The organism is Mesorhizobium sp. SARCC-RB16n (assembly GCF_008520305.1).
Taxonomy (GTDB): Bacteria; Pseudomonadota; Alphaproteobacteria; order Rhizobiales; family Rhizobiaceae; genus Mesorhizobium.
Genome location: NZ_ML703256.1, coordinates 117,871 through 136,418 on the forward strand (window position 1 = coordinate 117,871; position 18,548 = coordinate 136,418).

13 protein-coding genes are annotated in these 18,548 nt (G+C 63.5%); 10 read left to right on the forward strand and 3 right to left on the reverse strand.

Annotated elements, in window-relative coordinates; all coding sequences use genetic code 11:
- Nucleotides 1–285: 285 nt before the first annotated feature.
- On the reverse strand, nucleotides 286–1,317 hold the full coding sequence (locus C7I87_RS04025; protein WP_149902985.1) for a histone deacetylase family protein: 1,032 nt from the start codon (nucleotides 1,315–1,317) through the stop codon (nucleotides 286–288).
- A gap of 24 nt (nucleotides 1,318–1,341) precedes the next feature.
- On the reverse strand, nucleotides 1,342–1,995 hold the full coding sequence (locus C7I87_RS04030) for a TetR/AcrR family transcriptional regulator (RefSeq protein WP_149902986.1): 654 nt from the start codon (nucleotides 1,993–1,995) through the stop codon (nucleotides 1,342–1,344).
- A gap of 260 nt (nucleotides 1,996–2,255) precedes the next feature.
- Here C7I87_RS04030 and C7I87_RS04035 point away from each other — a divergent pair, with 260 nt between their 5' ends.
- The 8 genes from C7I87_RS04035 to C7I87_RS04070 all read left to right on the forward strand — a co-directional run bounded on the left by C7I87_RS04035 (nucleotide 2,256) and on the right by C7I87_RS04070 (nucleotide 12,865).
- Complete coding sequence (locus tag C7I87_RS04035; protein ID WP_149902987.1) at nucleotides 2,256–3,935, forward strand: amidohydrolase; 1,680 nt, start codon at nucleotides 2,256–2,258, stop codon at nucleotides 3,933–3,935.
- A gap of 139 nt (nucleotides 3,936–4,074) precedes the next feature.
- Nucleotides 4,075–5,169 carry an ABC transporter ATP-binding protein gene (locus C7I87_RS04040; RefSeq protein ID WP_149902988.1) on the forward strand — a complete coding sequence of 365 codons (1,095 nt, stop codon included), beginning with the start codon at nucleotides 4,075–4,077 and terminating at the stop codon, nucleotides 5,167–5,169.
- Nucleotides 5,169–6,089: an ABC transporter permease gene (locus C7I87_RS04045; RefSeq protein ID WP_149902989.1), complete on the forward strand. Its 921-nt coding sequence runs from the start codon at nucleotides 5,169–5,171 to the stop codon at nucleotides 6,087–6,089. Before C7I87_RS04040 ends, C7I87_RS04045 begins: the two co-directional genes overlap by 1 nt.
- Nucleotides 6,082–6,882: an ABC transporter permease gene (locus C7I87_RS04050; RefSeq protein WP_149902990.1), complete on the forward strand. Its 801-nt coding sequence runs from the start codon at nucleotides 6,082–6,084 to the stop codon at nucleotides 6,880–6,882. Before C7I87_RS04045 ends, C7I87_RS04050 begins: the two co-directional genes overlap by 8 nt.
- Before the next feature lie 22 nt (nucleotides 6,883–6,904).
- Nucleotides 6,905–7,939 (forward strand): ABC transporter substrate-binding protein, encoded by a 1,035-nt coding sequence (locus C7I87_RS04055; protein ID WP_149902991.1) that lies wholly within the window; start codon nucleotides 6,905–6,907, stop codon nucleotides 7,937–7,939.
- A gap of 63 nt (nucleotides 7,940–8,002) precedes the next feature.
- The gene (locus C7I87_RS04060; protein ID WP_149902992.1) at nucleotides 8,003–9,199 is read left to right on the forward strand and encodes a serine hydrolase domain-containing protein; all 1,197 of its coding nucleotides are present in this window, start codon (nucleotides 8,003–8,005) and stop codon (nucleotides 9,197–9,199) included.
- 32 nt (nucleotides 9,200–9,231) lie between these two features.
- Nucleotides 9,232–10,413: a serine hydrolase domain-containing protein gene (locus tag C7I87_RS04065; protein ID WP_149902993.1), complete on the forward strand. Its 1,182-nt coding sequence runs from the start codon at nucleotides 9,232–9,234 to the stop codon at nucleotides 10,411–10,413.
- Between the two features lie 127 nt (nucleotides 10,414–10,540).
- A complete protein-coding gene (locus tag C7I87_RS04070) occupies nucleotides 10,541–12,865 on the forward strand; it encodes a Tex family protein (RefSeq protein ID WP_149902994.1) in 2,325 nt (774 codons plus the stop codon).
- Here C7I87_RS04070 and C7I87_RS04075 read toward each other — a convergent pair whose 3' ends face one another.
- Nucleotides 12,866–13,777 carry a LysR family transcriptional regulator gene (locus C7I87_RS04075; protein WP_149902995.1) on the reverse strand — a complete coding sequence of 304 codons (912 nt, stop codon included), beginning with the start codon at nucleotides 13,775–13,777 and terminating at the stop codon, nucleotides 12,866–12,868. It lies immediately after the preceding gene.
- A 99-nt stretch (nucleotides 13,778–13,876) separates the two neighbouring features.
- On the opposite strand from C7I87_RS04075, the gene C7I87_RS04080 reads away from it, so the two are divergent.
- Together C7I87_RS04080 and C7I87_RS04085 are read left to right on the forward strand one after the other, a co-directional pair.
- Nucleotides 13,877–15,073 carry an acyl-CoA dehydrogenase gene (locus C7I87_RS04080; RefSeq protein WP_149902996.1) on the forward strand — a complete coding sequence of 399 codons (1,197 nt, stop codon included), beginning with the start codon at nucleotides 13,877–13,879 and terminating at the stop codon, nucleotides 15,071–15,073.
- 113 nt (nucleotides 15,074–15,186) lie between these two features.
- Nucleotides 15,187–18,546 carry a transglutaminase family protein gene (locus C7I87_RS04085; RefSeq protein ID WP_149902997.1) on the forward strand — a complete coding sequence of 1,120 codons (3,360 nt, stop codon included), beginning with the start codon at nucleotides 15,187–15,189 and terminating at the stop codon, nucleotides 18,544–18,546.
- Nucleotides 18,547–18,548 lie beyond the last annotated feature (2 nt).

Here is an 18,548-nt window from a genome sequence, read left to right on the forward strand (position 1 = left end):
TTGGGTGGTCGCCGCGCCCCCTGAGGACCGGCTGATTCGGGTCTAATCTACCCGCAGATGAATCCGACATCAAACGCGATTTGACAAAATCGAATCGGAGGGACTCTGCTTGCGACTCAGGGGCCGGCTCCGTGCCTTTCCATGGGTGGGGACGTCGAGCCGTGCAGGCCGGCCATATCGTTTGCGACGGGCTCGTCGGGTGCCGCTGGATGCAAAAAAGGGCAGCTGATGCCACCCTTCCTTTGTCCTTCCTTTGTGCGGACCGCCGTCCTCCGGACGATGGATCTAACGATCCTCGAAGCCGGTCAGCACGCCGACGGCATTGATGCCGATCTCCTCGACGGCATAGCCGCCCTCCTGGACGAACAGCGTCGGCAGGCCGAGTTTGGCGATGCGCTGGCCGATCTTAGGATAGTCGGGGCTTTTCAGCTTGAACTGGCTGATCGGGTCCTTCTCGAAGGTGTCGACGCCGAGCGAGACGACGACGATGTCGGGCGCATAGGCGGCGAGCCTGGCGCAGGCATCTTCCAGTGAGGCATTCCAGGCATCCCAGTTGGTGCCGAAGGGCATGGGATAGTTGATGTTGAAGCCTTCGCCGGCGCCAGCGCCCCGCTCATCGGCGTGGCCGAGGAAGAACGGATATTCGACCATCGGATCGCCGTGCAGGTTGAGAACCTGCACGTCGGCGCGGTCATAGAAGATCTCCTGCGTGCCGTTGCCATGGTGGTAGTCGACGTCGAGGATCGAGACGCGTTTGGCACCCTGGTCACGGAACCATTGCGCGGCGACCGCAGCGTTGTTGATGTAGCAATAGCCGCCCATGAAGCCGGCCCCGGCATGATGGCCGGGCGGGCGGCAGAGCGCGAAGGCCGACCTCTCGCCGTCCTTGACCAGGCCGGCGGCGGTCAGCGCGACGTCATAGGATGATTTGATCGCGGTCCAGGTGCCCTCAACGAAGGTGGCGCCGCCGTCGAAGGAATAGTAGCCGAGCAGGGCGTCGATGCGCTTGGGCGGCACGTCGCCGCGCAGGCCGCGCGTCGGCCAGGTAAAGGGCATGGCCGTGCCGCTGTGGCCCTCAGCCACCCATTGCAGCCAGACGGTCGGCAAGAAGTCGATGTAGTCGGCCCTGTGGACGCGCTTGGCCGCGGCAAGGTCGTGCTCGACCGGCGCGATGATCGGGCCGAGCTTCTCGCTTTCGACCCGCGCCTTGATGAACTCCGCGCGCGAAGGCTTTTCAAAGCCGGGCACGATGGCTGAGGTAACCAGTTCCATCTGGCCGGCATGGCCGGCGTGAAGCGGTGAATAGACAGTCTTCATGAAATTCCTCTCGAAATGCGACAATCAGTCAAGGTTGAGATAGGGGTTCACCAGAGCGAGCCACATGGTTTCCACGTCGTCCTCGATGAGGTCGTACGTCCTGCGATCCTTTTTCAGCCCCACGAGCCGGCATGCGTGCCCGACCTCCATCATCAGCATGCCGAGTCGGCTGGCGACCTTGTCTTGAAGAGCCGGGTTCACATGCTGCAACCATGCGGCATAGAGGGCGATGATCTGGTCGTCATATTCGTTCTGGATCGGCCGGAGGTCGGCGTTGCCTGAAATGGCCTCGATCACCGGCATCAGGGTGGCGTTTTCGAGATAGAGCTTCGACGTGTCGATGAAGAGCTTGCGCACTTCCCGCCGAAATTCTTCGCGGTTGGTGGGCGGGGCGACCTTGATGCGCCTCGCGATCACCTCGGGAAAGGACGACAGCCAGCGCCGCGCGAGGTCCAGAAGAATGGCTTCCTTGTTGGGAAAGTACTGGTAGACCGAGCCGACCGACAGGCCCGCGCGCTGCGCAATGGCGAGCGTTGTCGGCGTCCTGGTTCCTTGCTCCCGCGTCAGGATCAGCGCGGCGTCGAGAATCCTGTCGACCACCTTGCTGGACCGTTGCTGCCGCGGCTGCTTGCGCGGCTCGAGCGCTATCCTGGTTTTGCGGTCGAGACTGCGCTTCACTGCTTGATACCCTCGTTCCCCGCCTGGTCCCAACACAAGCGGGGCGTGCTGTCCACAATACATTCTAAATCCGGCATGTTGACAAACGCGAATAATCAGTCGCATTCTTTTATCCACGCTGTCTCTTGGGATAACAAGGGGAATTTCGAAGACAGCGCGCCGACATCATTCGTTGTCCGACAGCGCCGTGCCGTGGTGTGGCGGGTCGTTGGACACGAGGCTTGCCGGTCTCAGTCAGTCGTCAAAAGCGCGGAGTCGCGATGTCGGTCACGGGTGCGGGTCATAGTGCGGATCTGATTGTCATCAACGGTCGCGTGCTGACCATGGACGGTGACAATCCCGCCGCCGAAGCCGTTGCCGTCAAGGACGGCGCCATCATCGCCATTGGCAGCAGCACCTCCATCGAAGAGTTCAAGGGATCGGCTACCAAGGTCATCGATGCGCTCGGCGGATCGGTCCTGCCCGGCTTCATCGAAGCCCACATGCATCTGTTCTCGGGCGCCGCCGAGCTTGCCCATCTGCAACTGGCCGGCGTGCGTGGGTTCGAGGCGCTGCAGAAGGCGATCCGCGGCTATGCAGCGACACACCCCGACGCGCGGATGCTGGTCGGGCAGAGCGCCGACTACACCGTGCTCGACGACGAGCGGGTGACACGCCACCACCTCGACGCGATCCTGCCGGACCGGCCTTTCGTCATGGCCGCGCCCGACCACCACACGATGTGGGCCAACACCAGGGCGCTTGAACTGGCCGGCATCCTCAATGGACGCACGCTTGGTCCGGGCAACGAGATCGTCATGGGTGAGGATGGCCTGGCAGCGGGCGAACTGCGCGAGGGCGAGGCCTTCGGCCCGGTGCTCGACCTTGCCGGCGAAGGCCGCGTGCGGTTGGGGCTGGCGACAGGCGGCGAGCCCGATCCGATGCCGTCCTCCGCCGAACGGGCTGCCGACCGCGACATCATGCGGCGTGGCCTCGCCTGGTGCGCGCGCCACGGCATCACCTCGATTCAGAACATGGACGGCAATCTCTACCAGCTCGAACTCTTGGCCGAGATCGAGGCCGAGGAAGGGCTGCCCTGCCGGGTGCAGATCCCCTTCCACTACAAGAATTTCATGACGCTCGACATGCTCGACAAGGCGTCCGTCATGGCAGAGCGATACGACAGCGAGTGGCTGTCATCGGGCATGGTCAAGGTGTTCTATGACGGGGTGCTCGATTCCTGGACGGCGGTGATGGTCGAGCCTTATGCCGACCGTCCGGATTGGGTCGGCGAGCCATTGTTCACGCCGCAGCAGTTCATCGATCTGGCTGTCGCCATCGACAGGCGCGGGCTGCAGATCGCGGTGCACTCGATCGGCGACGGCGCGGTGCGTGCCGTGCTCGACGGCTACGAGGCGGCGCAAAAAGCCAATGGCAGGCGTGACAGCCGGCATCGTGTCGAACACATCGAGGTTACCACCACATCGGACGTGCCGCGCTTTGCCGAGCTCGGCGTCATCGCCTCGATGCAGCCGCCGCATCCGCCCGGCGCCATGGATTTCCCGTTGGAGCCGACCGTGTCGCGCATCGGCCCGGCCCGCTGGCCGCTGAGCTATGCCTGGCGGACCTTGAAGAACGCCGGCGCGCATGTCGTGTTCGCCTCGGACTGGCCGGTGTCGCCGATCGACCCGATCCTGGGCATCCAAGCGGCAGTGCTGCGCAAGCCATGGGCAGAAAGCGATCCCGACCAGAGCTTCTCGCTGCATGAATCGATCGCTTCCTACACGGTCGAGGGCGCCTATGCCGAATTCGCCGAGCACCGCAAGGGCATGCTGAAATCAGGCTATATGGCGGATCTGGTGGTGCTGTCGGCCGATATCGAGAAGACGGCACCGGCCGATCTGCACAAGCTGCGGCCGGTGACGACGATCTGCGGCGGCAAGGTCACCTATCAGGCCTGATAGTGGCATGATGCTTGCGGTCTAATGACTGACTGAACTGTGATTCAATGCCGGGCTTGCCAACCTACCGGGCGTGTGGTCACATCCAACAGGGGAACAGCTCCGCCAGCAAGAGCGGGATCAACAGTGAGGCGTAATCGTGCCGGACAAACCGGATCGGAATGCGATTGAAGTAGTAGACGTCAGCAAAATTTTCGGATCGGGTGAAGGGCAGGTCGCTGCCCTCGACAAGGTCTCGGTATCCATCCGCGAAAACGAGTTCTTCACGCTGCTGGGACCGTCCGGCTGCGGCAAGACCACTTTGCTGCGGCTGATCGCCGGCTTCGACTTTCCAACCGCCGGTGGGATCCTGCTCTACGGCCAGGACATCGCGCCATTGCCGCCCTTCAAGCGGCCAGTCAACACCGTCTTCCAATCCTACGCGCTGTTCCCGCACATGACGGTCGCCGACAATATCGGCTTTGGCCTGGAAATGCTGGGCAAGCCGAAGGCCGAGATCAAGGCGCGTGTCGCCGAGATGCTGAAGCTCGTCAAGATGGAAGCGCTGGCGGGTCGCCGTACCGGCCAGATTTCCGGCGGCCAGCAGCAGCGCGTGGCGCTGGCCCGGGCGCTGGCGCCGCAGCCGAAAGTGCTGTTGCTCGACGAACCGCTCTCGGCGCTCGACTACAAGTTGCGCAAGGAGATGCAGATCGAGTTGAAGCGGCTGCAGCACGAGACCGGCATCACCTTCATCTTCGTCACCCATGACCAGGAAGAGGCGCTGACGATGTCGGACCGCATCGCGGTGATGTCGTCGGGCAAGATCCTGCAGGTCGGCTCGCCCTGGGACATCTACGACAAGCCGGCGGAACGCTTCGTGGCCGACTTCATCGGCGAAACCAATTTCCTCACCGCTGCCATTTCAGGCGCCGGCAGCGGCAAGGCGCGAGCGACGCTCAAATCCGGTACCACCATCGAGGCCACCGTTGCCGAAGGCTTCCAGCCGAAGGACAACGCCACCGTGGTGGTGAGGCCCGAGCATGCCAAGCTGACCAAGGACAAGGGCGATCTGTCCGGCACGGTCGAGAACATCGTCTATTTCGGCACGGACACGCATATCCATGTCCATCTCGACAGTGGCGAGGCTTTCACCGTGCGCCAGCAGAACACGCGCAGCGCAGGCTGCGGTTTCGAGCGCGGCGACAAGGTCGGCATCATGATCGGCAACGATGCCGCGCAAGTGCTGAGGGACTGATGGCGACCGCGGAAGAAGTCGCCAAGGCAGCGGAACGGCGCGATGTCCGTGACCGCTGGCTTTTGTCAGCGCCGGCGCTGCTGGTCATTCTGTTTGCCGCGACCGGCCCGCTGCTGATCGTGCTGGTCTATTCGTTCCTGACCCCTGGCGCCTATGGCGACGTGAAATGGCAATTCTCGGGCAATGCCTGGACGTCGGTATTCCTGGAACGCGATATCTTCGACGACACGCTGTCGCTCGCCGCGGCGCATGTCACCATCTTCTGGCGCTCGATCAAGCTTGCGGTGGTGACGACGCTCGCCACCTTGGCGCTCGGCTTCCCGACCGCCTATTTCATGGCGACGCGCAGCGAAAAGACCAGGGATCTCTGGCTGTTCCTGATCACCATCCCGTTCTGGACCAACCTGTTGATCCGCACCTTCGCCGTGCTGCAGATCATCCGCAACGAAGGCATCGTCAACACGATCCTGCTCAAGCTCGGCATCGTCTCTGCGCCGGTCCAGATCCTCTACACCGACACGGCGATCCTGATCGGCATGGCCTATGTCTACCTGCCGCTGATGGTGCTGCCGATCTATGCCAGCATGGAGAAGCTCGATTTCCGGTTGGTCGAGGCGGGCTATGATCTCTACGCGACACGCTTCAAGGTGCTGCGGAAGATCATCTTTCCGCTGGTCAAACCCGGCGTCATTGCCGGCTCGATCCTGGTCTTCATTCCGGCACTGGGCGCCTATGTGACGCCGAGCGTGCTTGGCGGCGGCAAGAACATGATGCTGTCCAACCTGATCGAATTGCAGTTCGGACAAGGCCGCAACTGGCCGCTGGGCTCGGCGCTGTCGATCACGGTGATGATTATCGTCATGGTGGCGCTGCTTGCCTATGTGCGCAACGCCGGTAAGTCGGGGGTGCGGCATGGCTAGCAACTTCTCCATCAAGCACCAGCCGGGCTTCACCGCGATCGCGGCAACCTGTTTCATCGTGCTCTATCTGCCGATCTTCGTGCTGGTGATCTACGCCTTCAATGCGGCAAGCTCGACCTCGGAATGGGGCGGCTTTTCGCTGAAATGGTTCCAGTCGGCATACCAGAACACGCAGGTCATCGACGCGACGCTGCGTTCGTTCCAGATCGGCGCCATCGCGGCGGTGCTGTCGACCATCTTCGCCACAATGGCCGCCCTCGCCACCACGCGCACGGCATCCTATCCCGGTCTCACCTTCAAATACGCGGCGATCAACCAGCCGCTGATGGTGCCCGAGATCGTCACCGGCGTGGCGCTGCTGATCTTCTTCTCGCGCATCAAGATATTCACCGGCTATTCCGGCATCGGCTACCTGGTCGCTGCGCATACGGCGTTCTGCATTCCGTTTGCCTATCTGCCGATCCGGGCGCGGCTGGAGAATATGGACCTGACGCTGGAACGCGCCGCGGCCGATCTTTACGCGACGCCGTGGAAAACCTTCCGCCGCATCACGCTGCCGCTTTTGTGGCCCGGTATCCTGGCCGGGCTGATGCTGGCCTTCGTCATCTCGCTCGATGACGTGGTCATCACCGAATTCGTCAAATCGGGCGGCCAGGACACGCTGCCCACCTACATGCTCGGCCAGATCCGCCGCGGCATAACACCCGAGATCAACGCGATATCGACCGCCTTCCTGCTGCTTTCGGTCGCGATCGTCACGTTGTTTTTCTTCGTCAGCAGGAAACGAGACTGAACCTGAAATGGGAGTTAAAACCATGAACTGGAAGACAACAGCGACCGCCATGGGGTTGGCGTTGCTCGCAACGACGGGCATCGCCCGCGCCGATGGCGAACTGAACATCTACAATTGGGGGAACTATACCAGCCCCGACGTGATCAAGAAGTTCGAGGCCAAATACAACGTCAAGGTGACCATTACCGACTACGATTCCAACGACACCGCGCTGGCCAAGGTTCGCCAGGGCGGCACCGGTTTCGACATAGCGGTGCCTTCGCAGACCTACGTGCCGATCTGGATCAAGGAAGGTCTCGTCCAGGAGACCGACCCGGGCAAGATGGAGAACTTCAAGAACGTTGCGCCCGAATGGGCCAATCCCGACTTCGACCCGGGCCGCAAATACACTGTTCCGTGGGCGTTGGGCACCGTCGGTGTCGTCGTCAACACCGACGTCTACAAGGGACCGGCCGACAGCTGGGGCATCATCTTCAACACGCCGGACGAGCTCAAGGGCAAGGTCAACGTCGTTCCCGAAATGAATGACGTCATCTTCGCGGCGATCAAATATGTCGGCGGCCAGCAATGCACCGACGACAAGGCGGTGCTGAAGAAGGTGCGCGATACGCTTGTCGCGGCCAAGCCGAACTGGATCGCGATGGAGTACAACACCATCGAAAAGATGGGCGCCGGCGACTTCAAGGCAACCAGCGACTGGAACGGTTCGGCTCTGCGTCAACGCCTGGCCAATCCGGCCATCCACTACAATTATCCGAAGGAAGGCTATGGCCTCTGGAGCGACAACGTCGTCGTTCTCAAGGAAGCCAAGAATGTCGAGAATGCCAAGCTCTTCCAGAACTTCATCATGGACCCGGAAAACGCGGCGGGCCTCTCGGCCTTCCACCGTTACGCCAACGCCATTACCGGCTCGGACAAGTACATGCCGGCGGACATGAAGGACGCGCCGGAAGTCGTCATTCCGGCTGCCGCCAAGCCACAGGGCGAATTCCAGAAAATGTGCGCACCGGAAATCCAGGACATCTACACCAAGATCTGGACCGAACTGCAGAAGTAGTCACAGCACAAGGGACCCGGCGGCACATGCCGCCGGGTCTTTTCTTTTCCGGGAATGGCCTTCATGGACTCCTATCGCAACAGCGATCCGCGGCCGCCGATCATGCAGGGTTCGCCGCCCGCCATGGTGCCGCCAAAGCTGGACTGGGACAGGCCGCCCTGGAATCGCTGGGCTTTCCAGCACATCAGGGAAATTCTGCCGACCGCCGAAGTCTGGCGCGGCACTGGTCACCGCCACCGTCTCGAACGCGCCGAGGTCGATCTCGACGGGCTGGCGGTCGAGGACAGCGAGGGCAGGCCTTCGACGCTCGCTGGTCTGCTCGACGAGACCTATACGGACGGCTTCCTGGTGCTCAAGCACGGCAGGATAGCCTATGAGCGCTATTTCAACGGCATGGACGAGCGCACGCTGCATCTGTCGCAGTCGATGGCCAAGTCGGTCACCGGCTCGGTGTTCGGCATACTGGCCGGGCGCGGCCTGATCGATCCGGCCAGGCCAGTCACTGATTATTTGCCGGAGCTTGGCGCCACCGGCTGGGCCGGGGCCAGCGTCCAGCATGTGCTTGATATGACCACCGGCGTGCGGTTCTCCGAGGAATATACCGACCGCTATTCCGATATCGGCCAGGTCGATGTCGCCACCGGCTGGAAGCCGGTGCCACCGGGCAGCGATCCGGATTTCCGGTGGCCCTCGCACATGTTCGAGCTGATCCTGGGCTTGAAGGAGACGGTGCGGCCGCACGGTGCCCAGTTCGAATACCGCTCGATCGAGACGGACGTGCTCGCCTTCATCATGGAACGGGTGACCGGCAAACGGCTGGCGCAGCTGGTTTCCGAGGAACTCTGGCAAAAGCTCGGCGCGGACGAAAGCGCCTGCTTCACCGTCGACAGCGCCGGCTATGCGGTGGCCGACGGCGGTTTCAACGCGACGCTGCGCGACTACGCCCGCTTTGGCCAGCTTATCCTCGACAATGGCGGCGGCATCGTGCCGGCCGACTGGATCGAGGCGACGCGCACTGGCAAGCATGGTCCGGATTTCTCCGCCAGCCTGCCCGATGCTAGCTATCGCAACCAGTTCTGGATCGAGAATTCCAGCTCGCGGGCACTGATGTGCCGTGGCGTGTTCGGACAGTTGATCCACATCGACTGGGACACAGGAATGGTGGTGGTGAAGCTGTCGACCTACCCGGATTTCAGCAACATGGCCTACTCCGTGGCAACGCTGAAAGCCGTGCACGCCATAGCCGTGGCGCTTCGCTGAGCTTCAAGAACAATGGACTGGAAGGAAACGCCATGAACGGCAAGACCGCGTTCGAGACCCGATACGGATTCCGCCGCAACGAGGTGCTGCTCGCCAACTGGCGCGAAAATCCGTTCAACCGGTGGTCGTTCCAGAACCTCGGCGAACTGGTGCCGACCGCGCGCGTGGCAGCAGCGCCGGGCGTCGTCGAAACTCCTGCGCGGGACTTGGGCGGCTTGCTCGGCGAAAAGGTCACGGTCGCGAGCGCACCGGAGACTGTGGCTGAATTCCTCCTGCGCTCAAGCACGGATGCACTGACGGTGATGAAGGGCGGCAAGATCATCGGCGACTGGTTCGCGCCGCATATGGAGTTCGGCGCGCGCCACATCATCTTTTCGATCAGCAAGTCGGTGACCGCGATCATCGCCGGCATACTGGAAGGCGAGGGGGTGTTCGACCCTGAAGCGCCGGTGACGCAATACATCCCGGAAGCTGTCGGGTCAGCCTATGGCGATGCGAGCGCACGGCATGTGCTCGACATGAGCGTCAGCCTCGATTTCGAGGAGGCCTATCTCGATCCGGAAAGCGCCTTCGCCCGCTATCGCCGCGCGACGCTGTGGAATCCCGGCGGCGGCACCGAAAGCCTGCGCGAATTCATCCTGACCCTGCAGCGGCTTGCCGAGCCGCATGGCCAGACCTTCCGCTATCGCTCGCCCAATTCCGACCTGCTCGGCCTGCTGCTGGAGCGGGCGTCGGGCCAGCGCTTCCCTGATCTGATGCGTGAGAAGCTTTGGTTGCCGCTTGGTGCAACCAGCGAAGCCTCGATCGGCGTCGATATGGAAGGCACCGCACGCACCGCCGGCGGCATTTCGGTGACGCCGCGTGACCTGGCGCGCATCGGCGAGATGATGCGGCAGGGCGGCACGGCCAATGGCCGCCGCATCGTGCCCGAGACCTGGGTGCGCGACACCACCAGCACCGGTGGCAGCTCGGAAGCCTGGCAGCGCGGTGCCATGCTGCCGCTGTTCCCGAAAGGCCGTTACCGCAACAAATGGTATCAGACCGGCTTCGAAAATGGCGCCTATTGCGGCATCGGCATCCACGGCCAGTGGCTCTACGTCGATCCCAGGTCCGAAGTGGTGATCGCCAAGATGTCGTCGCAGCCGGAGCCGGTCGACGATCCGCTGGATATCGAGATCGTCGCGTTTTTCGAGGCGCTGAGCCGGATGGTCTGAGTCTTCCAGGTCACTATTTCTGCGCGCGCTTTCCTGTGGACCCGACGGCCTGATCGAGGCGCGGTGGTTGGCGGACCTGATGTCTGCGCCTATGGTCGCTGCTCTTTTCGAAAAGAGCAGGAATGACATGGCATCCGACATCCAGCGCATCGCAGCCATCATCGCGGCCGAAATCAAGGCGCGGCCCGAACAGGCAGCCGCGGCGATCGGACTGCTGGATGAAGGTGCGACCGTGCCGTTCGTGGCGCGCTACCGCAAGGAAGTGACCGGCGGGCTGGACGACACGCAATTGCGCGACCTTGCCGAACGGCTCGCCTATCTGCGCGAGCTCGACGCCCGCCGCGACACCATCCTGGGCTCGATCCGCGAGCAGGGCAAGCTGACGCCAGACCTCGAAGCGAAGATCGCGGCGGTGGCCACCAAGGCGGAGCTCGAAGACATCTACCTGCCCTACAAGCCGAAGCGCCGCACCAAGGCCGAGATCGCCAGGGAGCGCGGCTTGGGGCCGTTGGCCGAAGCGATTCTCAACGACCGCTCGCTGGTGCCCGCGGAAGTCGCGCTCGCCTATGTCACCGAAGAGGTAGCCGACGCCAAGGCGGCGCTCGAGGGCGCGCGCGACATCCTGTCGGAACAGTTCGCCGAAAATGCCGATCTGGTCGGCAAGCTGCGCAGCTACATGAAGGAGCGCGCCTTCCTGCGCGCCAGGGTGGTCGACGGCAAGCAGGAGGCCGGCGCGAAATTCTCGGACTATTTCGACCACGTCGAGCGCTGGTCCACCGCGCCAAGCCATCGCGCGCTGGCCATGCTGCGCGGCCGCAACGAGGAAGTGCTGTCGCTCGACATCGAGGTCGACGCGGATGACACCTCGCCGGTGAAGCCGGTCGAGCGGATGATCGCCAATGCCTATGCCATCGGCGGCAGCCTGCCGGGTGACCGCTGGCTGATGGAGGTCGCCGGCTGGACCTGGCGGATAAAACTGTCGCTGCACCTGACGCTCGACCTGATGCGCGACCTGCGCGAGCGGGCCGAGGAGGAGGCGATCCATGTCTTTGCCCGCAACCTCAAGGATTTGCTGCTGGCCGCACCCGCCGGTTCGCGTCCGACGATGGGGCTCGATCCCGGCATCCGCACCGGCGTCAAGGTTGCGGTGGTCGACGGCACCGGCAAGCTGGTGGCGACGACGACGGTCTATCCGTTCCCGCCGAGGAATGATGTGCGTGGCACGCAGGCCGAGCTTGCCGCGCTGGTCCGCCAGCATAAGGTCGAGCTGATCTCGATCGGCAACGGCACCGGCAGCCGCGAGACGGAGAAGCTGGTGGCGGACATGCTGTCGGACATGCCCGCGGGGGCAGGTCCGAAGCCGCTCAAGGTGATCGTCAGCGAGGCGGGTGCCTCGGTCTATTCGGCCTCGGCTGCGGCGGCGGCCGAATTTCCCGGTCTCGACGTCTCGCTGCGCGGCGCGGTGTCGATCGCGCGGCGCCTGCAGGATCCGCTGGCCGAACTGGTCAAGATCGAGCCGAAGTCGATCGGTGTCGGCCAGTATCAGCACGATGTCGACCAGTACCGGCTTGGACGTTCGCTGGAAGCGGTCGTGGAGGATGCGGTCAATGCGGTCGGCGTCGATCTCAACACGGCTTCAGCGCCGCTGCTGGCGCGGGTGTCCGGCCTTGGCGCGTCGCTCGCCGAAGCCATCGTCGCGCATCGCGATGCGACCGGGCCGTTCGCCAGCCGCAAGGACCTGCTGAAGGTGGCACGGCTTGGGCCGCGCGCGTTCGAACAGTCCGCCGGCTTCCTGCGCATTGCCAATGGCAGGGAGCCGCTCGATGCCTCGTCGGTGCATCCGGAAGCCTATGGCGTGGCCAAGAAGATTGTTGCCGCCTGCGGCCGCGATGTCCGTTCGCTGATGGGCGATAGCGCGGCGCTCAAGGCGCTCGACCCACGCGTATTTGTCGACGAGCGTTTTGGCCTGCCGACGGTGCGCGATATTCTCGCCGAGTTGGAAAAGCCCGGCCGCGACCCGCGCCCCGGCTTCAAGACGGCGACCTTCGCCGATGGTGTCGACGACATCAAGGATTTGAAGCCCGGCATGCTGCTGGAAGGTACAGTCACCAACGTCGCGGCGTTTGGCGCGTTCGTCGACATCGGCGTGCACCAGGACGGGCTGGTGCATGTCTCGCAACTCGCCGACCGTTTCATCAAGGACGCGCATGAGGTGGTCAAGGCCGGCGACGTGGTCAAGGTGCGAGTCGTCGACGTCGACATCAAGCGCAAGCGCATCGCGCTCTCCATGCGCAAGGATGGCGGCGAGGGCGGCGCATCGAAGGGCGGGCCGCGCGACAATGGCGGCGGCAGGCCGGCGCCACGCTCGCCGGCGCCGCAGCGCCAGCCGGAACGGCCAGCACAGCAAGGAGCGTTCGGCGCGGCGCTGGCGGACGCGCTGAAGCGGAAATAGCTACCAGGCCAGAACAGCCGGCTCCTTCTCGAGTTGGCCCAGCAGCCAGTCTCGAAAACTGGCAACCGGTGGATGGCCGCGCTTGTCGTGGGGAACGACGAGGTAATAGGCGCTGCGGCTTTGCATCGGCTGGCCTGGCGCTGGCACAAGCTGGCCGCGCTGCAATTCGCTCGCGATGAGGATCTGCGGCAATAGCGCCACGCCGAGCCCCGCCATGCAGGCCTGGGCGGCGGTGGCGAACTGCTCGAACTGCATGCCGGGTCCAGTCGGTGCGTTCAGCCCCTGATGTTCGAACCATTCCGTCCACGCGCCAGGGCGGGTCGTCATGTGCAGCAATGGCAAACGACCGATGTCGGCCGGCGTGGCGATGGCGCGGCCGGCGAGGAAGTCGGGCGACGCCACCGGCGCCACCGTTTCGCGCACCAGCAGCGTCGAGTCGGCTTCCGGCCAGTCCGGCAAGCCGTAGTGGATGGCCGCATCCAGCCTCTCCCTGGCGAAGTCGAAGCGGCCGACGCGGGTGACGAAGTTGATGGTGATGTCGGGATTGCTTTCGACGAAATCGGGGATCATCGGCATCAGCCAACGCGTGCCGAAGGTCGGCAAAATGGCCAGGTTCAGGATGCCGCTATGTCGATTGCTCATCAATCCCAGCGCTGCATCGCGCAGTTGGCCAAGCGCCGAGCGTACCGCCTCGGCGTAGATTTCGCCCGCCGTCGACAGGCGCACGTTGCGGCTGTCGCGTTCGAACAGCCGGCGGCCGAACTGATCTTCCAGAAGCCTGATCTGTCGACTGACTGCGCCTTGGGTCAGGTCAAGCTCCTGCGCGGCTGCCGTGAAGGAGCCGAGCCGGGCTACCGCCTCGAAGGCTGCAAGGGCACTGATATTGGGCAAAAGGCGGCGCTGGACGCTCATGATCCATTCCTAACGCTCATTGATCCGTGAAGCAATTTCGTTTGATTTTTTGAGATCAGGGGCCGATAAGCCGGGCTTCACCCTTCTGAGGATCAAGCCATGACCGCCGACAAGAATGCATTCGTCTGGGAAGACCCGTTCCTGATCGAGGACCAGCTTTCGGAAGACGAACGCATGGTGCGCGACGGCGCGGCGGCCTTTGCCGCCGACAAGCTCGCGCCGCGCATCGAGGAAGCCTATCTCAACGAGACTTTCGACACGGCGATCTTCCGCGAGATGGGCGATGCCGGCCTGCTAGGCATCAATATCCCGGAGGAGTTCGGTGGCCTTGGCGCCAACTATGTCACCTACGGGCTGGTGGCGCGGGAGGTCGAACGTGTCGATTCCGGCTATCGCTCGATGATGTCGGTGCAGTCGTCGCTGGTGATGTATCCGATCTACGCCTATGGCTCGGATGAACAGCGCAAGAAGTACCTGCCGAAGCTCGCCAGTGGCGAATGGATCGGCTGCTTCGGGCTGACCGAGCCGGATGCCGGCTCCGACCCCGGCGGCATGAAGACCCGCGCGGAAAAGACCGCCAGCGGCCACAAGCTGACCGGCTCCAAGATGTGGATTTCCAACGCGCCGGTCGCCGACGTGTTCGTCGTCTGGGCGAAGGTGAAGGGCGAGAACGGCAAGGATGAGATCCGCGGTTTCGTGCTGGAAAAGGGCATGAAGGGTCTGTCGGCGCCGAAGATCGGCGGCAAGTTGTCGCTGCGGGCCTCGATCACCGGTGAAGTGGTGATGGAAGGCGTAGAGGTCGGCGAGGATGCACTGCTGCCCAACGCCAAGGGCCTTGGCGGACCGTTCGGTTGCCTCAACCGGGCCCGCTTCGGCATCTCCTGGGGCTCGATGGGCGCGGCGGAAGATTGCTGGCATCGCGCTCGCCAGTATGGCCTCGACCGCAAGCAGTTCGGCAAGCCGCTGGCCGGCACGCAGCTCTACCAGAAGAAGCTCGCCGATATGCAAACCGAAATCGCGCTTGGGCTGCAGGCATCCTTGCGCGTCGGGCGCCTGCTCGACGAGGGCAAGATGGCTCCGGAGATGATCTCGATCGTCAAGCGCAACAATTGCGGCAAGGCACTCGATATCGCTCGCCAGGCCCGCGACATGCATGGCGGCAACGGCATCCAGATCGGCTACCACGTCATGCGCCATGCGCAGAACCTGGAAACGGTCAACACCTATGAAGGCACGCATGACGTGCATGCACTGATCCTGGGAAGGGCGCAGACGGGGATACAGGCGTTCTTCTGAGCGACCTTAAGCCGGCAATCGGTTCTTTAATTTAGGTGCACCGCAACATCCGCTTGGAGAATGGCGGCCAGATGTGTCAGGGTTCGGCCAGTTAAACGCCGATCCGGGGTCCCATGGCAATTCTGGCAGCCGTCTACCACCTGACCCACTATAAATACGACCGGCCGGTGGTTCTCGGCCCCCAGGTGATCAGGCTACAGCCTGCACCGCATTCCCGGACCAAGGTGTTGAGCCATTCGCTCAAGGTCGAGCCGGCGAACCACTTCGTCAATCTGCAGCAGGACCCCTACGGCAACTTCCTCGCCCGTTTCGTCTTCCCCGAGCCGGTGACGGAGCTGAAGATCGAGGTCGACCTCGTCGCCGACATGACCGTCTACAATCCGTTCGACTTCTTCGTCGAGCCGTCGGCCGAGGCGTTCCCGTTCGACTATCCCGAGGAAATCAGGGATGATCTTGCCATCTACCGGACACCGGAACCGGCGGGACCGCTTCTCTCGGCTTTCCTGGAAACCGTCGACCGCAGCGCGCCCAATACGGTCAATTTCCTCGTCGACCTCAATGCCCGGCTGCAGCGCGAGATCGCTTATATCGTGCGCATGGAGACCGGCGTCTTCTCGCCGGAGGAAACGCTGGCGGCGGCCAAGGGCTCCTGCCGCGATTCGAGCTGGCTCTTGGTGCAGATCCTGCGCAATCTCGGCATCGCCGCGCGCTTCGTCTCGGGCTATCTGATTCAGTTGAAGCCCGATCTGGTTTCGCTTGACGGCCCTGCGGGAACTGCCGTCGACTTCACCGACCTGCATGCCTGGTGCGAGGTCTATCTTCCCGGCGCCGGCTGGATCGGCTTCGACCCGACCTCTGGCCTGCTCACTGGCGAGAGCCATGTTCCGTTGGCAGCTACGCCGCATTTCCGCAATGCGGCCCCGATTTCAGGGATGGCGAGCTTCGCCAATGTCGAGTTCGGCTTCGACATGCGGGTCGACCGCATTGCCGAGCATCCGCGCATCACCAAGCCGTTCTCGGATGAAAGCTGGCAGGCACTCGATGCGCTCGGCAACAGGGTAGATGCCGCGCTCGAGGCCGGCGATGTGCGGCTGACCATGGGAGGCGAGCCGACCTTCGTCTCGATCGACGATTTCGAATCCGCCGAATGGAACACGGCCGCCGTCGGACCGACCAAGCGCGAAAAGGCCGATGCGCTGATCAGAAAACTGCGGGAACGCTTCGCGCCGGGTGGTTTCCTCCATTACGGCCAGGGCAAATGGTATCCCGGCGAAAGCCTGCCGCGCTGGACGTTCTCGCTCTACTGGCGCGCTGACGGCCAGCCGGTGTGGAGCGACCCGTCGCTCATCGCGCGGGAGAAAAGCTCGGCCGATATCGGACCGAGACAGGCCGAAAGCCTGCTGACGGCGATCGCCGGCGAGCTCGGCATCGACACGTCCATGGTCAGCGCAGCCTATGAGGACCCAGCCGAATGGCTGCTCAAGGAAGGCAAGCTGCCCGACAATGTCGACCCGTCCAATTCGAAGCTCGAAGACCCGGAGGAACGCAGCCGCATGGTGCGTGTCTTCGAACGCGGACTGACCAAGCCGTCCGGCTATGTGCTGCCGGTGCAGCGCTGGAACAGCCAGGCGTCCGATCCGCGCTGGCGCTCGGAAAAATGGAAGACGCGGCGCGGCCGGTTGTTCCTGGTGCCAGGCGATTCCCCGGTCGGCTATCGTCTGCCTTTGGGCACGCTGCCCTACGTGCCGCCGGCGCAATTCCCCTACATCGTGCCTGTCGATCCGTCGCTGCCGCGTGATCCGCTGCCCACGCGGGAAGCGATCTTGCCTGCGGCCGCTCCGGCCGAACTGGAAGGTGCCGACGAAATGGCCCGCCGCCAGCAGACGGCTTCTTTCACGGCGGCGACCGGCCAGCAGGAGCGGGTCGAGCAGGAGATCACCGAGATCGGCGGCGCGGTGCGCACCGCCCTTTCGGTCGAACCGCGTGACGGCCGGCTTTGTGTGTTCATGCCGCCGGTCGAGGCGCTGGAAGACTATCTCGAACTCGTCGCGGCTGCCGAGAACGCGGCAAAGGCGATTGGCCTTCCCGTGCATATAGAGGGCTATGGCCCGCCGCATGATCCGCGCCTCAATGTCATCCGCGTGGCACCCGATCCTGGCGTCATCGAGGTCAATATCCATCCCGCCTCGAACTGGCCGGATTGCGTGGCGACGACGACGGCGATCTATGACGAAGCGCGGCAGACACGGCTTGGCGCCGACAAGTTCATGATCGACGGCCGCCACACCGGCACCGGCGGCGGCAACCATGTCGTGGTCGGTGGCGCCACGCCCAATGACAGCCCGTTCCTGCGCCGGCCCGATCTTTTGAAAAGCTTGGTGCTGCAATGGCAGCGGCGCCCCTCGCTCTCCTATCTGTTCTCTGGTCTGTTCATCGGCCCGACCAGCCAGGCGCCGCGCTTCGACGAGGCGCGCCACGACTCGCTCTACGAGCTCGAGATCGCGATGGCGCAGGTGCCGCATCCCGACCAGGGCAATCCACCCCTGCCATGGCTGGTTGACCGCCTGTTCCGCAATCTGTTGACCGATGTCACCGGCAATACGCACCGCTCGGAAATCTGCATCGACAAGCTGTTTTCCCCGGATGGGCCAACTGGCCGGCTTGGCCTTGTCGAATTCCGTGGATTCGAGATGCCACCCAATGCGCGCATGTCGCTGGCGCAGCAATTGCTGGTGCGTGCCATCATCGCACGCGCGTGGAAGAATCCGCTCGACGGCCGTTTCGTGCGCTGGGGCACCTCATTGCATGACCGATTCATGCTGCCGCACTACGTCTGGGCGGACTTTCTTGACGTGCTCGACGACCTCAAGCTCAACGGTTTCGAGTTTCGGCCCGAATGGTTCGACGCCCAGCTCGAGTTCCGTTTTCCCTTCTGCGGCGAGGTTCAGCACGCCGGTGTCAAGCTGGAGCTCAGGCAGGCGCTGGAGCCGTGGCATGTGATGGGCGAGCAGGGCGCGATCGGAGGCACGGTGCGCTTCGTCGATTCCTCGGTCGAGCGACTGCAGGTCAAGACCGAAGGCCTCAATCCGGAGCGCCACGCGATCGTTTGCAACGGCCGCATCGTGCCGATGAAGGTCACCGACAACCGGGAGGTCGCGGTGGCGGGCGTGCGCTTCAAGGCCTGGCAGCCGGCCTCGGGGCTGCATCCCGCGTTGCCGGTCAACACGCCGCTGGTGTTCGATATCTATGACCGCTGGTCCGGCAGGGCGGTCGGCGGCTGCGTCTATCATGTCGCGCATCCCGGCGGGCGCAGCTACGATACTTTTCCGGTCAACGGCAACGAGGCGGAGGCACGGCGGCTCGCCCGCTTCGAACCGCGCGGCCATACGCCGTCCGGCTATGTGTTGCACGAAGAACAGCCGGCGGAAGATTTCCCGATGACCCTTGACCTCAGGCGTCCACCAAGACTGTGATC